Below are 14,861 nucleotides of genomic sequence, written 5' to 3' on the forward strand. Positions count from 1 at the left end.
CGCTGCTCAAGCCGGAGCCGACCCCCCGCCCGTCCACCCCGAGCACCGCCGCCCCGCCCGCCACCCCCGGGCCGTCCACCCCCGCGCCGTCCGAGCCGGCCACCGCGAAGCCCACCGTGGCGGAGGCGAAGTTCGACGTCCCGGTGAGCCCGTGTACGCTCCTGACTCCGGCCCAGGTGCGGCGGCTGGTCCCGGCGGCACCCGCCAAGGGCAAGCAGCAGGACGAGGGCTGCGAGTGGGTGACCCGCGGCAAGGGCGTCGCGGTGGTCCCGCTGCGGCCTGTACAGCTGGAGAGCGCCTGGGGCCGCAGCGTGGACGAGGCGTCGGAGAAGTTCGTCAACACGCTCAACGCCGCCGAGTCGGGGGCCGAGCTCTCCTGGAACTGGCCGGGCATCGGCCTGGACAAGCTGATCACCCAGAAGCGCAGGTCGTACGAGGAGGTCAACGGGATCGGGGACGAGGCGTTCAGCTACGAGCTGGTCAACCCGAAGGGCCAGGTGGAGCGGCACGACGTCGTCTTCAGGGTGAGCAATGTCGTGATGGAGATCAAGTACATCGACGTCGGGAAGATCGGCGACGATGAGGCCATGCGCAAAGGCGCGCGTGACGCCGCCCGATGGATCGCGGCGGCGCTAGGACGCCAGGAGTGATGCAATGAACCAGCCACGACTCGTGGGCGGGCGTTACCAGTTGCTCGCGCCCATCGGCCGCGGCGGTATGGGTGTCGTGTGGCGGGCCCTCGACACCGGGATCGGGCGCGAGGTGGCGATCAAGCAGGTGCACCTGCCGCCCAACCTGTCGCCGGACGACCAGGCGCGGCTGCGCATGCGGACCCTGCACGAGGCGCGGACCGCCGCCGAGGTCAGGCACCCCGCCGTGGTCGCGATCCACGACGTGGTCGAGGACGGGGGTGAGCCGTGGATCGTCATGGAGCTGGTCAACGGGCGCTCCCTCGACCAGGTCGTGAAGTCGGGCGGGCCGATGTCGCCGGAGTGGGCCGCCTCGATCGGCCTGTTCGTGCTGTCGGCGCTGGCCGCCGCGCACGCGCGCGGCCTGCTGCACCGTGACGTCAAGCCGGGCAACGTGCTGCTGGCCGACGACGGCCGCATCCTGCTGTCGGACTTCGGCATCGCCACCCGGACCGGCGGCGGGCAACCGGGCGGGGCGCCCATGGGCACGCCCGGGTTCACCGCCCCCGAGACGCTCACCGAGGAGCCGGGCCGGGCCGCCGGGCCCGCCTCCGACCTGTGGTCGCTGGGGGCGACGCTCTACACGGCCGTCGAGGGCGTGCCGCCGTTCTCGCGTCCGACCGCCATGGCCACGCACGGCGCGGTGATGACCGAGCCGCCCAGGCCGCCGCAGCGGGCCGGCGCCCTCACGCCCGTGCTCATGCGGCTGCTGGAGAAGAATCCGGCGCAGCGCCCCGACACGGTGGCGCTCAGGGAGTCGCTGCAGCACCTCACCGGCCACACCGCCGCGACCGTCGCGTCGGCGCAACCGGCCTCCTGGACGCTCCCCCGGATCCCCGTGTACGGCTCCGCGGCGGCCGTGGCCGTCGCCTTCGTCGCCGCGGTCGTGCTCATCCTGGCCACCTCGTCCGCGCCCGCCACCCCGGTCGCCGCCCCGAAGACCACGTCGAGCACCGACCGGCCCGCTCCGACCCCCGGCACGACCACGCCGGCCGCCACGCCCGAGCCCTCCGCCACCGCGGCGCCCACCGGCTCGCCGGTCGCGCGCACCCCCGGCAAGTTCACCGCGGTCCCCAGGCCGTGCCAGCTGCTCACCCGGCAGCAGGCCACCGAGCTGGTGGGCCGATACCTGACCTCCAGCACCGAGCCCTCCGTCAGGTGCGGCTGGGGCTCGCTGGCCGACAGCGCGGACCTCGCCATCTACGCCACGTTCTACCTCTACACCCAGCAGGGCGACGGTTACGAGACCAAGCTCGCCGAGGAGCACGTGCAGGGCGCCAAGGCGAAGGCCGAGTCGGAGGCCGGCAGGGGCGGCAGCGGCGGCGAGCACGGCGAGGTCTTCGAGATCCCCGACGCGGGTGACCAGGCGGTCGCCTGGGAGGTGAAGGAGACGACGTTCAGCACCAAGAGGGTCACGGTCTACTCGGTGTTCAAGACCGGCAACATCGTGGGCGAGGTCCGCTACACCCGTGACGTCAAGGAGGACCCCACGCTGCGGCAGAAGATCCCGAAGGCGATCAAGTACCTCGCCGAGAACCTCGACGCCAAGGGCTGACGCATGCACGTAGTCGCCGGGCGATATCACCTGGTCGCACCGCTCGGGGCGGGCGGCGCCGGCACGGTCTGGCGGGCGCAGGACGCGGTGCTGCGCCGCGAGGTCGCGGTCAAGCAGGTACGCCTGCCGTCGGACCCGGCCCGCAGGGACAAGGCACTGGAGGACACCCTGCGCGAGGCCCGCGCCGCCGCCGCGCTGAACCATCCCGCGATCATCACCGTGCACGACGTCATCGCCGAGCAGGGCCAGCCGTGGATCGTCATGGACCTGCTCGCGGGGCGGTCGCTGGCCGACCTGATCAAGGAATCAGGACGGCTCCCATCAGGTCAGGTGGCCACCATCGGGCTGCGGGTGCTCGACGCACTCGACGCGGCGCACCGGCGCGGGATCTTGCACCGTGACGTGAAGCCGGGCAACGTGATCATCACGGACGCGGGCGAGGCGATCCTCACCGACTTCGGCATCGCCGCCCAGATCGACCCGCGGAACGGCGGTGGCCCCGGCGCCGCCTCGGCGCTCGCGGCGGCCGAGCAGTCGGGCACGCCCGGCTACGTCGCGCCGGAGCGGCTGCGCGGCGAGCCCACGGGCCCGGCCTCCGACCACTGGTCGCTGGCCGCCACCCTCTACACGGCGGTGGAGGGGCAGAGCCCGTTCCGGCGCGACACACCCATGGCGATGGTGGCGGCGGTGCTCACCCAGCCTCCGCTGCCCGCCGTCCACGCGGGGCCGATCGGCGGCCTGCTCATGGCGCTGCTGGACAAGAACCCGGCCGCGCGCCCGCCGCTCTCCGTGATCAGGGACGTGCTCGGCCCGATCGCGGCCCCCCTGCCTGCCCGCCGCCCGGTCACGGGTCCCGCCACCCCCGCGCGCCACCCCGCTGATCCCTCCACCGGCTCCCCCACCGGCTCCTCCACCGGCCCGTCCAGCGGTATCGCCACTATGCCGATGCCCCAGGGCAAGAGCAGACTGCCCCTCGTACTGGCCGGCCTGACGGCCGCGACCGCCCTCACGGTCAGCGCGGTGCTCCTGGTCAACGCCTCCACCGGGACGACACCGCCCCCGGACACCCGCACGATCGCCCAGCCGTCGAACGGGCCGTCGGGTGAGCCGTCGGGTGAGCCGTCCGCCAGATCGACAACGACGGCGAGTCCGACGGCCGGCACGACCGGGTCCCCCCGTCCACCGGGCGCCGGCAAGTTCGCCACCGCGCCCGCCGCCTGCGGCCTGGTGACCGAGGACCAGGCCGCGAAGATCATTCCAGGGCTACGCCAACGCCAGACCGGGATGAACCCCGCCGAATGCGGCTGGACCGGCGGCGAGGACACGATCACTCTCAAGGTCACCCACTCGGCCACGGTCGCCGCGGCCCGCAAGGTCTTCGACGGCAGGAAGGACGCCCAGGCCTCCAAGGCGGGCAGCAGCGGCGGTTCGACGTACGAGGCCGTACGCGATCTCCCCGGCGTCGGGGACGGCGCGTTCGGCCAGAACTGGTGGGCGACGACGTTCACCCAGACCCACAGCATCGTGTGGCTGCGGGTCAGCAACGTCGTCGTCCAGATCGACGCGGCCACGTTCGACGAGGCCAAGCCCCAGGCCAAGCACCAGAACTGGGCGCGCAAGCTCGCCGGCGCGGCGGCGGACACCCTCAGGAACACCTCGCCCCAGGACACCGGCTGATGCGGGCAGCAGTTCCCCCAGACTCGCGGAGAGGAGACGTGGCGGCCGCCCCGCCACGAACGAGATGAACGACTACCCGAACACGGCCCCCGTCAAGCGACCCGGTCTCCGGATGACGCCAGGCCTGCTCAGCGGGGCGATGGCGGTGCTCGTGCTGATGGTCTTCACCATCGTCTTCCTGGCCACGAGGCAGCCGCCGCCCGCCCCCGTCACCAAGCCCGTCGCCGCGCGGACGTCCGAGAGCACGGAGCCCCCGGCCGAACCCACCAGTGGGCCCAGCGCGCAGCCCTCGACCAGCGAGCCGGTGCCGACGGGGGAGGCGAAGTTCACCAAGGAGGTCGATCCGTGCAAGCTCGTCGGTGAGGACCTGCGGGTCAAGCTCACGCTCTTCCCCAAGGAGACGAAGATCTACAAGGAGGAGTGCGAGTGGGGAACCCTGCCCAGGTTCGGCGCCGGGATTCCCGACAACATGTACCACAGGCTCAAGGTCTACACGAAGGTGTTCACCGGCGGCGTGGCCGAGGCGCATGAGCAGTTCGTCGCCCGCAGGGCCGAGTCCGCGCTGATCCCCAAGGGCTACACCAAGCCCGACCCGGTCATCGGGGACGACTCCTTCGTCACCGGCTGGACCCTGCCGGGAGACACCGGCAAGGGGCCGACGACGGCGGTCGTGGGGGTCCGCGTGAGCAACGCGGTGATCGAGGTGACGTACGACCGCCGCGTCACCGAGGACCCGGAGGGCAGGCTGACCCGGGGCGCGCTGGAGGTGGCCAAGGCCGTCGCCGACAAGCTCAACTCCGGCGCGGGGTGAACGACGCCACCGACAACCCCGGTCGCGCCGGCCTGCCCTCCGCCGGCGTGCGGGCCTACGAGCCGGGCGCCCGCGAGCTGCCCGGCGACCAGGGCCTGCAGCGCCTCGGGGTGGGCCATGGCGACGATGTTCCTGTCGAGCGCGTGCGCGTCGCCGAGCCGCTGCTGGGCCGCTCGCTGCGACATCACCGACTGGATCGAGCCGGGCGAGACGGCGGCGATCCGGCCGGCCGGGCCGAAGTCCTTGAGGCTGCGGAACTTCGGGTCCTTGGCCACCAGCCACAGCGGCATGTCGTTGAGCGAGCAGACGATCTTCCAGGAGACGCCGGCGTCCCAGCCGATGAGGAGGGGCCGTAGCCGCTGACCCCGAGCCGGAGGCTGCCCGAGACGATCCCGTCCCTGGTCGCGGCACCGCCGCTGACGGCCTTCCAGTTGATCGTACGGCCGGGCAGATCCTGCTCCAGCCGGCCCTTGGCCTGGATGATGATGAGAGCGGCGTAGCTGATGCCCGGCCCCTGGGAGATGTTGATCTCGCCACCGGAGCCACCGGACCCACCACCGCCGCACGCGGCGGTCCAACCCTACAGATAATGTAGGAAATATACGGCACGGGAAGGCGTGCCTGCCGAGACCGGGCCACGGGGCCGGGACGGGCTCGGACCACGGGACCCGGGCGGACGCTCGCGGGCGGGTCAAGAGACCGCGACGGGCTCGGGGCGGGTGGTGGCGTAACGGGAGGGCGGGCGCGGCAGGCCGTAGTGCTCGCGCAGCGTACGGCCCTCGTACTCGTGCCGGAACAACCCCCTGACCCGCAGCTCCGGCACCACGTGGTCGACGAAGTCGGCCAGCCCGCCCGGCAGCAGCGGCGGCATGATGTTGAAGCCGTCGGCCGCCCCGCACAGGAACCACTCCTGAAGCTGGTCGGCGATCTGCTCGGGCGTCCCCGCGAAGACCCGGTGCCCGCGCCCGCCGGCCAACCGCGCGATCAGCTCCCTGACCGTGAGCCGCTCGCGCCGGGCGAGGTCGACGACCAGCCGGCGGCGGCTCTGCGCCCCCTCGTTCTCGGCCGGCACGTCGGGCAGCGGCCCGTCCAGGTGCTCCTCGGTCAGTTCCAGGCCGGTCATGCGGGACAGCTGGGCCAGCCCGTACGCGGGGATGAGCAGCTCCTCGAGCTCCTTCTCCAGGGCGTGCGCCTCCCGCTCGGTCGAGCCGATGATCGGCGAGATGCCGGGCAGCACGAGCAGATCCTCGGGACGCCGGCCATGGGCGGGCAGGCGCCGTTTGAGGTCGGCGTAGAACTCCTGCCCCTCGCGCAGGGTCTGCTGGGCGGTGAAGACGGCCTCGGCGTGGCGGGCGGCGAACTCCTTGCCGTCCTCCGACGACCCGGCCTGGACCAGCAGCGGATGCCCCTGTGGCGAGCGCGAGGTGTTCAGCGGCCCGGCGACGGAGAAGTGGTCGCCGGCGTGGTCGATCGGATGGATCCGGCCCGCGTCGGCGTACCGGCCGGCGGCGCGGTCGGCCAGGACGGCGCCGTCCTCCCAGCTGTCCCAGAGCTTGGTGACCACCTCCAGGAACTCGGCGGCCCTGGCGTAGCGGGTGGCGTGCGCGGGACGTTCGACGCCGAAGTTGCGCGCCTCCGCCTCGCCGGCGGAGGTGACGATGTTCCAGCCGGCCCGGCCGCCGCTGATGTGGTCGAGCGAGGCGAACTTGCGCGCCACGTGGAAGGGCTCGTGGTACGTGGTCGACACCGTGGCGATGAGCCCGATGTGGTCGGTGACGGCGGCCAGGGCCGCCAGCAGGGTGAGCGGTTCGAGCCCGCCGAGCGCGTTGTGCCGCACGTCGCCCGAGAGCGCCACGCCGTCGGCCAGGAAGACCGAGTCGAGCCCGCCGCGTTCGGCGATCCTGGCCAGCTCCTGGTAGTGGCGGACGTCGGTGAGCCGGACGGGCTCGGTCCCGGGGTGGCGCCAGGCCGCCTCGTGATGGCCGACGCCCATGAGGAAGGCGTTGAGGTGCAGGGTTCTGCTCATGTCGGTCCTCCAGGGGACAGGTGGTCATGTATTACCTACTAGTTTTACATGAATATGCCTTTCGGTGTGTCGTGTTCACGACATGGCAGGATTTCGCCGTACCGAAAACCTTGAATCGGGCATGTCCGCTGGGTCAGGCTGCTCAACGGCGTTCACGGCGCCGTCGAAAGCGATGGCCGGGCGCCTGTGTGCTTGGAGGCCCCGGTTGCGGCGCAATCCCCCTTCCCCCCGGCGGCGCCGTGGCGCGTTCGTCCTGCTCGGCGTGCTGCTGGCGCTGACAGGAGCGGTCGTTCCCGCGCACGCGGAACCCCCCGGGCCGCTGCCGCCCGAGCTGTCCGCGCGGCTGGCCGGCGGCGCCGCCGACTTCTGGGTGGAGTTCAAGGAACAGGCCACGCTGAAGCGGGCGGCGGCGATCAAGGACTGGTCGGAGCGCGGCGCGGCGGTGGTGCGGGAACTGCGCTCGACCGCCGAGTCCAGCCAGGCCCGCGCCCTCGGTCTGGTGCGCGAGGCGGGCGCCGAGGCCACGTCCCTCTACATCGACAACTCCCTGTACGTACGCGGCGGCTCCGCCGACCTGGCCACGAAGCTGGCCGGCGATCCCGCGGTCGAGCGGGTCCGGGTCCCGCGCGCGTACACGCTGCCCCGGCCGACGCCGGGTGAGCGGGTCGCCGCGAGCGGCCCGGTGGAGTGGGGGGTCAGCGCCATCCACGCCGACCAGGTGTGGAGCGACTACAAGAGCACCGGCCAGGGCATCGTGGTCGGCAACATCGACTCGGGAGTGGATCACACCCATCCCGCGCTGGCCGGCTCGTACCGGGGCGCGAACGGCGACGGCACCTTCACCCACGACCACAACTGGTACGACCCCACCGCGCTCTGCGCCCAGCCCGCGCCGTGCGACAACTTCGGCCACGGCACCCACACCATGGGTACGATGACCGGCGGCGAGGGCATCGGCGTCGCGCCCGGCGCCCGCTGGATCGCGGCCAAGGGCTGCCGCGACTACCAGTGCGGCGAGCTGACGCTGGCGCTGTCGGCGCAGTGGATGCTCGCGCCTGCCAAGGCCGACGGCTCCGACCCGGACCCGGCCCTGCGCCCCAACATCCTCAACAACTCCTGGTCCTCGGCGCCCGGGGACCCGTGGTACCAGGACTACGTGCGCCAGTGGGTGGCGGCGGGCATCTTCCCCGTCTTCGCGGCCGGCAACGACGGGCCCGCGTGCGGGACGCAGCACTCGCCGGGCGAGTACCCGGAGTCGTACGCCGTCGGGGCCGTCGACCAGAACGGGAACGTGGCCCGCTTCTCCTCGCGCGGCGAGGCGGGCATGCCCGACAGCAAGCCCGACATCACGGCGCCCGGCCAGAACGTGCGGTCGAGCGTGCCCGGCGGCGGCTACCAGGTGCAGCAGGGCACGTCCATGGCCGCGCCGCACGTCAGCGGTGCCGTCGCGCTCCTCTGGTCGGCCGCGCCCGCCCTGATCGGGGACGTCGCCGCCACCCGGGAGATCCTCGGCGCCACCGCCCGCGACCACGCCGACACCACCTGCGGCGGCACGGCCGGGGACGGCAACGTCTACGGCGAGGGCCTGCTGGACGTGCACCGCGCCGTCGGCGCCGCGCCGCGCACCGGCACGGGCGTGCTGACCGGCGAGGTCACCGACAGGAGCACCGGCAAGCCGGTCGCCGGAGCCCGCGTCACCGCCACGGGCCCGCGCGTGCTGGACACCACGACCGGCGCGGACGGCTCCTACCTGCTCCACCTGGACGAGGGCGACTACGACGTCACCCTGTCGGTCTTCGGCTACGACGCCGCGAAGCTCGACGGTGTGCGGGTGACCGGTGACGAGAGCACGACCAAGGACGTGGCCCTGTCCCCGACGCCGACGAAGAAGGTGAGTGTGCGGGTCGCGGACGGCTCGGGTCACGGCTGGCCGCTCTACGCCTCGCTCTCGGTCGAGGGCGCGCCGGCCACCTGGTTCACGGCTCCTGGGGACGGGCGGGCGAGCCTGACCCTGCCCGTGGGCGGCACGTACGAGGTCACCGCGACCCCGCGTTACCCCGGTTACCGGCCGGTCACGGCGCAGGTCTCCGGCGCCACGCTCGAACTCAAGGCGGAGATCGACCCCGCGGTCTGCTCGGCACCCGGATACGCCGCCGGCGGTGGCACGTGCGCGCCGGTGGCCGGTGGGCTCGCGTACGGGAACGTGACCGACGCGAACACCCGCGAGCCGATCGACGGCGCGACCGTCACGCCCGACGGCGGAACCGGCCGCGACACCGCGGCCACGCCCGACGACCCGGCGCTGGCCGACGGCTTCTACTGGGCGTTCGCGCCGCTGCCGGCGGCGGGCAAGCGGGTACTCACCGCCGTCCAGCGCGGCTACCAGAGCGCCACCGTCCCGCTGGAGTCCGGGACCGATGAGGTGTCTCGGGCCGACTTCGCGCTCAAGGCCGGGCGGCTGTCGGTGAGCGTGGACGAGGTGTCGGAACGGGCGCCGCTCGGGGGGCGGGCGAAGGCCCGGGTGACCCTGACCAACCGGGGGACGGCGCCGTTGACGTACGACCTCGCCGGGTCGCGGAGTGAGGGCTCGGCCCGGTCACAGGCGCAGGGCGCCCCGGTGACCCGCATCGCGACCCCCGGCCTCACCCCGGCCGCCCGCACCCCCGCCACCGCCCCTGAGAACGGCCCTGAGAACAGCGCTGAGAACGGCGCTGAGAACGGCGCTGAGAACGGCGCGACACCCGCACCGGCCACCGCCGCGACGGCCGGCACGAGGTCCGAGCCCGCCACCACTGCGGACGACACCACATCCGCGCCGGACGGTGGGACGCAGGCACCCGAAGGTGGGGTGCCTGCGGCGGCGCCTTGGGTGGATATATCGGATTATCCGACCACGATCAGGGACAACGCCGTCGGGTACCACGACGGCCGCGTCTACTCCTTCGGCGGCTCCCCGCGCGGCGAGGGCGGCACCCCCGCCTCCTACGCCTACGACCCGGCCGCCAAGACCTGGACCAGGCTGGCCGACATGCCGGACGCCAGGCAGAAGCCCGCCTCGGCGTTCGTGGACGGCAAGTTCTACGTGGTCACCGGCTGGGGCCAGGACGGCACGCCCGCCGCCCGTACCCTCGTCTACGACCCGGCGACCGACACCTGGAGCACCGGCGCGGACAACCCGCACCCGTGGGGCGCGGTCGGATCAGCCGTGCTCAACGGCAGGATCTACGCGGTCGGCGGGTGCGCCGGCGAGTGCCAGAGCGCGACGGACCAGGTCACCGTGTACGACGTCGCCAGCGACACCTTCACCGAGGCGGCCCCCTACCCCGAACCGATCTCGTGGGCGGCCTGCGGCGGCATCGACGGCAAGGTCCACTGCGCGGGCGGCCTGGCCGCGGGCCCGCACGGCACGACGCACGCCTACGTGTACGACCCGGCGCGCGACACCTGGTCCAAGGCCGCCGACCTGCCGATCGACCTGTGGGCCGGCGGCTACGCGGTGGCAGGTGGCCGGCTCGTGGTCGCGGGCGGCGTGACGAACGGCGGCAGCATGCTGACCAACGAGGCGTTCGCGTACGATCCGGACGCCGACGCCTGGACCAGGCTGCCGAACTCCCGCAACGCCCTCTACCGCGGTGCCGCCGCCTGCGGCCTGTACAAGATCGGCGGCGCGAACGGCCCGCGCGTGACCCCGTTCGGCGAGGTCCTGCCCACCCTGGACGACTGCGACCCGGCGGGCACGGCCGCGTCCTGGCTGAGCGCGGACCCCACGCACGGCACCCTCGCGCCGGGCCGCAGCGTCCGCGTCACCCTCACGCTCGACGCCCGCGAACTCGCCGAGCCGGGAACGTACGAGGCGCGGCTTACGGTCAACGAGGACACCCCGTATCCCGCGCCGGCCATCGGCGTGACCCTCAAGGCGGAGGCGCCCTGGCACTGGGCTCGGCTGTCCGGCGAGGTGAGCTCGAAGGCGTGCGACGGCAAGGTGAGCCCGCTGCCGGGTGCGACGGTGACGCTGCGACGGGGCCGCGACTCGTGGACGGCGACCACCGACGCGCAGGGCCGTTACCGCCTGTGGCTGCCGGGCGGCCTACTGAAGCAGGAGATCCAGGTGAGCGCCGACGGCCACGGGACGGCCTCGTTCGACGTACGCCTGCTGCCGCACACGCAGGTCCGCCGCGACGCCACACTCCCCCGCACGGGCTGCTGACCGGACCGTTACGAACGAGAACACGATGCTGGGAAGGCCCCGGAAAACGGGGCCTTCCCAGCGCCCGACCGATTCACGCGCCCCGCCCGGATCAGCCGCGCCCGGTCGGGCCACGCCAATCGTCAGAACACTCCGGTCGGCCCGAGCACTCCGGCCAGTCACAGCACCTGCCCCGTCGACGACACATCGGCCGGCTCAAGCAACCAGCCGGTCAGGACGCCTTGGCCGGTTCGGGGAGTTCGACCGTCAGGTGCGGCTCCAGGGAACGCAGGAAGCCGACCGCGTCGAACATCGCGCCGGCCGAGGCCAGCCCCTTCACCCGGAAGTCCCCCGCCAGGATGCGCGCCACGGCCTCCACCGCCAGCGGCGCGGTGATCGCGTAGATGTCCCGGCCGGCGGCCGTGGCGCGATGCTCGACGCCGTCCACGCGCACCACGACGTCCACGACGAAGGTCTGGTCGGAGCGGCCCGACTCGTCGGCCGCCTCGGGCGCCGGGGTGTCGGCGCCCGACAGGTCCCGCGCGGCCACGACCGTCATGTAACCGCGCACCTCGGGCACGTCCAGGTGGCTCGGCACGGTCACGACGTCCGCCATGGTGAACTCCGCGAGCACCGCCCGACGGCCCAGCGGCTCGGGAAAGGCCCAGTCCTGCTCCGTCAGCCCGTCGTCGTGGTACTCCAGCGCGCCGTTCCTGAACCGGACCCGGCGGCCCGCGCGGCGCTCGTGGGACACCCGGCCCGCCGCCCTGGTGCCCTCCGTGGGATGCCAGCTGCTCAGCCCGTACGCGACGCGCACCTCGTCGGCGGCCGTCGAGCCGCCCAGGGCCCCCAGGGCTGCGGTGGCGAGCAGGTCGCCGAGCCCGCCGTAGAAGGCCATCGCGGGCACCACCGGCGTCCCGGACTGAGCGGCCTGCTCGGCGTAGGTGGCGAACATCGACGCGTTCGCCTCGATCTCGGCCGCCACGTCCACGTACGGGATGCCGGCTCGCAGGGCCGCCTCGACCACGGGGCCTCCCGTCACCGCGAACGGCCCCGCGCAGTTGACGACGGCGCCCGCGCCGGCGAGCGCCCGGTCCAGCGCCCCCGGATCGTCCACCGAGGCCGCCCGCACCTCCACCCCGCCCGCCACCGCGCCGCCCGGCGCCTCCGCGTCCAGGGCCGGTGCGCCCGGCGCGAGCCCTTCCCCGAGCTCCTTGGCCAGTGCCGTCAGGCGGCTCGCGTCGCGGCCCGAGAGGATGGGGGTGAAACCGCGCCGGAGCAGTTCGGTCACGACGAACCGTCCCGTGTGCCCCGTCGCCCCGTAGACCACCACCGCGTCCGACGTACTCATGACTTCCCCGATCTCCGTTGTGCTGAGGAGTCCACTCTCCACGGACGCGGACCCCGAGCGTGAGAGTCCGGAACGACAGCATGCGTACACTTTCCGACATGCACACCGTCGCGCTGGCGACCGCCGGGCACCTGCTGCACTTCGAGCTGGGCGTGGCCTACGAGATCTTCGGCAACCCGCCGCAGGAAGCCGTGGACGGCTGGTACGACGTCCGGCTCTGCGGGCCCGGTCCGGTGCGGGTCGGCCCGTTCGCGGTCGAGCCGGATCACGGGCTGGACCGGCTCGCCGAGGCCGGCACCGTGATCCTGCCCGCGTGCGCGGACATCGACGAGCCGCCGCCCCCTGAGCTGGTCGAGGCGGTACGCGCGGCGCACGAGGCGGGGGCCAGGATCGCCTCTCTCTGCACGGGTGCGTTCATCCTCGGAGCGGCGGGCCTGCTGGACGGCCGCCGCGCCACCACCCACTGGGCGCACACCGCCGAGCTCAGCGCCCGCCATCCTCAGGCCGTCGTGGACCCGGACGTGCTCTACACGGACAACGGCAGCGTGCTGACCGCCGCCGGCAAGGCCGCCGCCGTCGACCTCTGCCTCCACCTGGTCCACCTCGACCACGGCGCGGCCATCGCCAACTCGGTGGCCCGCCGCCTGGTCATGCCGCCGCACCGTCCGGGCGGGCAGGCCCAGTTCGTGGCCACGCCGGTGCGGGTCGCCGGCGATCACGCGCTCGCCTCCGTGCTCGCCTGGGCCAGTGAACGGCTGGACCAGCCGCTCACGGTGACGCAGCTGGCGCGGCAGGCGAACACGAGCCCGCGCAACCTCGCCCGCCAGTTCCGCGCGGTGACCGGGCGGACGCCACTGCAGTGGCTGCTGACCCAGCGGGTACGCCGCGCCCAGGAGCTGTTGGAGACCACCGACGAGAGCGTGGAGGCGGTCGCCGCCGCCACCGGCATGGGCACCGCCACGACGCTGCGGCGCCAGTTCAAACGGATCGTCGGCGTCCCACCCGACAACTACCGCCGCTCCTTCCGCGCCTCCTCCCGCTGACCCGCACAAGGGCCGCCGCGAGATCATCTCGGCTTGCGGGGGCGTCCGCCGTCTGTTCATATGAGCGACATGTCGTCATTACAGGGTCTATGTCCATGATTCGGAAGTTTCGTCGTGGCCTGGCAGCCACCGGCCTGATCGCTCTGGCCGGCGCCACCGCCCTGACCACGCTCCCCCCGGCCCCCGCGGCGGCGACCGCGCCCGGCGGGATCGACCGCGTTCACCAGCGCCTGCTCAAGCACGGCCGCGGCGCCCCGCTCATGATCGCCTCCCACCGCGGCCAGTGGCGCGCGGCCCCCGAGAACTCCCTGGCCGCCGTCGACGCCGCCATCAGGGACGGCGCCGAGGTCGTCGAGATCGACGTACGGCCCACCAAGGACGGCCACCTCGTGCTCATGCACGACGAGAGCGTCGACCGCACCACCAACGGCACCGGCCGGGTCGCCGACCTGACCCTCGACCAGATCAAGGCGCTCCACCTCAAGCAGGGCCTGGGCGGCGGCCAGGCCGCGGTCACCGAGCACACCGTGCCGACCTTCGAGGAGGCGATGCGGACCGCCAAGGGAAGGGCGCTGGTCAACCTGGACAAGGGCTGGCCGGTCAGGCAGCAGATGTACGAGGTGCTGAAGCGCACAGGCACCGTGGACCACGGCCTGTTCAAGGGCGCTCCCACGGTCGAGGAGGCCGCCGCCTTCATGGCCCAGGACCCCGAGGTCCTCTACATGCACATCATCGACGACGCCACCGCCGGCGTCGCCGGCACCTTCCCCGGCCGCCAGCCGGTCGCGTACGAGGTGGTCTTCGACAGCACCGACGACCCGCAGGTCACGCGGGAGACGCTGGCCGAGATCGCGCGGCACAGCCGCGTCTGGATCAACAGCATGTGGTACGGCCTGGCCGCCCAGTACACCGACGAAGCGTCCCTGCGCGACGAGAACCTCGGCTGGCGCACCCTGGTCAGGACCTACGGCGCGAACATGATCCAGACCGACAACGTCGAAGCGCTCGGCTACTGGCGCGACGGCGGCGACCTGTCCCGCTACGGGCGGCAGCACGGCGACCGGACGATCCGCGTCGAGGGCGAGGACTTCGCTCCGGGCGGCGAGGGCGTCGGCTACCACGACCTCGACCCCAACCGCTGCACCGTGTCCCGCCCCGACGAGGGCGTGGACATCTGCGACCTCGAAGGCGCCATCGCGGTGAACTGGATCCGCGGCGGCGAGTGGCTCAAGTACCGCTTCGAGGTCAGGAAGGCCGGTCTCTACCAGGTCTCGGCCCGCGTCTCCTCGCCCTACTCCCCCGCTGGCACCGTCGTGCTCGACTGGGGCACGGGAACCAGTACGACGGCTCCGATCGCGAACACCACCAGCCACGACGCGTTCACGCTCCAGCCGCTGGAGCGCCGCCGGCTCACCAAGGGCACGCACGAGCTGGTCCTGCGCATGCCGGAGAGCGCGTACCAGAACTTCAACCTCGACTACCTGCAGCTCGACCTGACCGGCCGCTGACGGCAGAGCCCGCCC

General features: G+C 73.1%; 10 protein-coding genes. 8 read left to right on the top strand and 2 right to left on the bottom strand.

Annotated features, from left to right (window positions below):
* From ABFX54_RS21390 to ABFX54_RS21410, 5 genes are all read left to right on the top strand, one after another.
* A partial coding sequence (locus tag ABFX54_RS21390; RefSeq protein WP_346107333.1) for a DUF3558 family protein occupies nucleotides 1–650 on the top strand: 650 nt, incomplete at its 5' end.
* A 4-nt stretch (nucleotides 651–654) separates the two neighbouring features.
* Nucleotides 655–2,244, top strand: a complete 1,590-nt coding sequence (locus ABFX54_RS21395) for a serine/threonine-protein kinase (RefSeq protein ID WP_346107335.1) — start codon at nucleotides 655–657, stop codon at nucleotides 2,242–2,244.
* A 3-nt stretch (nucleotides 2,245–2,247) separates the two neighbouring features.
* Complete coding sequence (locus ABFX54_RS21400; protein WP_346107336.1) at nucleotides 2,248–3,921, top strand: serine/threonine-protein kinase; 1,674 nt, start codon at nucleotides 2,248–2,250, stop codon at nucleotides 3,919–3,921.
* Between the two features lie 64 nt (nucleotides 3,922–3,985).
* Entirely contained in the window at nucleotides 3,986–4,732 is a 747-nt protein-coding gene (locus ABFX54_RS21405) for a hypothetical protein (protein ID WP_346107338.1), read from the top strand.
* Between the two features lie 117 nt (nucleotides 4,733–4,849).
* Nucleotides 4,850–5,095 carry a hypothetical protein gene (locus ABFX54_RS21410; protein ID WP_346107339.1) on the top strand — a complete coding sequence of 82 codons (246 nt, stop codon included), beginning with the start codon at nucleotides 4,850–4,852 and terminating at the stop codon, nucleotides 5,093–5,095.
* A 328-nt stretch (nucleotides 5,096–5,423) separates the two neighbouring features.
* On the opposite strand, the gene ABFX54_RS21415 is transcribed toward ABFX54_RS21410, so the two are convergent.
* Nucleotides 5,424–6,758, bottom strand: coding sequence for an LLM class flavin-dependent oxidoreductase (locus tag ABFX54_RS21415; protein WP_346107341.1), 1,335 nt, complete (start codon nucleotides 6,756–6,758; stop codon nucleotides 5,424–5,426).
* Nucleotides 6,759–6,963: 205 nt separating this feature from the next.
* Here ABFX54_RS21415 and ABFX54_RS21420 point away from each other — a divergent pair, with 205 nt between their 5' ends.
* Nucleotides 6,964–10,965 (top strand): S8 family serine peptidase, encoded by a 4,002-nt coding sequence (locus ABFX54_RS21420; RefSeq protein WP_346107343.1) that lies wholly within the window; start codon nucleotides 6,964–6,966, stop codon nucleotides 10,963–10,965.
* A 211-nt stretch (nucleotides 10,966–11,176) separates the two neighbouring features.
* On the opposite strand, the gene ABFX54_RS21425 is transcribed toward ABFX54_RS21420, so the two are convergent.
* Complete coding sequence (locus ABFX54_RS21425) at nucleotides 11,177–12,295, bottom strand: saccharopine dehydrogenase NADP-binding domain-containing protein (protein WP_346107345.1); 1,119 nt, start codon at nucleotides 12,293–12,295, stop codon at nucleotides 11,177–11,179.
* 98 nt (nucleotides 12,296–12,393) lie between these two features.
* Between ABFX54_RS21425 and ABFX54_RS21430 the strand changes: the two genes are divergently transcribed.
* Entirely contained in the window at nucleotides 12,394–13,338 is a 945-nt protein-coding gene (locus ABFX54_RS21430; RefSeq protein WP_346107347.1) for a helix-turn-helix domain-containing protein, read from the top strand.
* Between the two features lie 95 nt (nucleotides 13,339–13,433).
* Complete coding sequence (locus tag ABFX54_RS21435; protein WP_346107349.1) at nucleotides 13,434–14,846, top strand: glycerophosphodiester phosphodiesterase family protein; 1,413 nt, start codon at nucleotides 13,434–13,436, stop codon at nucleotides 14,844–14,846.
* The last annotated feature ends 15 nt before the right edge of the window (nucleotides 14,847–14,861 follow it).

The organism is Nonomuraea maheshkhaliensis (genome assembly GCF_039529435.1).
In the GTDB taxonomy this organism is placed as follows: domain Bacteria; phylum Actinomycetota; class Actinomycetes; order Streptosporangiales; family Streptosporangiaceae; genus Nonomuraea; species Nonomuraea maheshkhaliensis.

What these genes read in the sequence shown, in the direction of transcription:
- ABFX54_RS21395 (WP_346107335.1), top strand. Translation starts at nt 655, where the DNA reads ATGAACCAGCCACGACTCGTGGGCGGGCGTTACCAGTTGCTCGCGCCC.
- ABFX54_RS21400 (WP_346107336.1), top strand. Translation starts at nt 2,248, where the DNA reads ATGCACGTAGTCGCCGGGCGATATCACCTGGTCGCACCGCTCGGGGCG.
- ABFX54_RS21405 (WP_346107338.1), top strand. Translation starts at nt 3,986, where the DNA reads ATGAACGACTACCCGAACACGGCCCCCGTCAAGCGACCCGGTCTCCGG.
- ABFX54_RS21410 (WP_346107339.1), top strand. Translation starts at nt 4,850, where the DNA reads ATGGCGACGATGTTCCTGTCGAGCGCGTGCGCGTCGCCGAGCCGCTGC.
- ABFX54_RS21415 (WP_346107341.1), bottom strand. Translation starts at nt 6,758, where the DNA reads ATGAGCAGAACCCTGCACCTCAACGCCTTCCTCATGGGCGTCGGCCAT.
- ABFX54_RS21425 (WP_346107345.1), bottom strand. Translation starts at nt 12,295, where the DNA reads ATGAGTACGTCGGACGCGGTGGTGGTCTACGGGGCGACGGGGCACACG.
- ABFX54_RS21430 (WP_346107347.1), top strand. Translation starts at nt 12,394, where the DNA reads ATGCACACCGTCGCGCTGGCGACCGCCGGGCACCTGCTGCACTTCGAG.
- ABFX54_RS21435 (WP_346107349.1), top strand. Translation starts at nt 13,434, where the DNA reads ATGATTCGGAAGTTTCGTCGTGGCCTGGCAGCCACCGGCCTGATCGCT.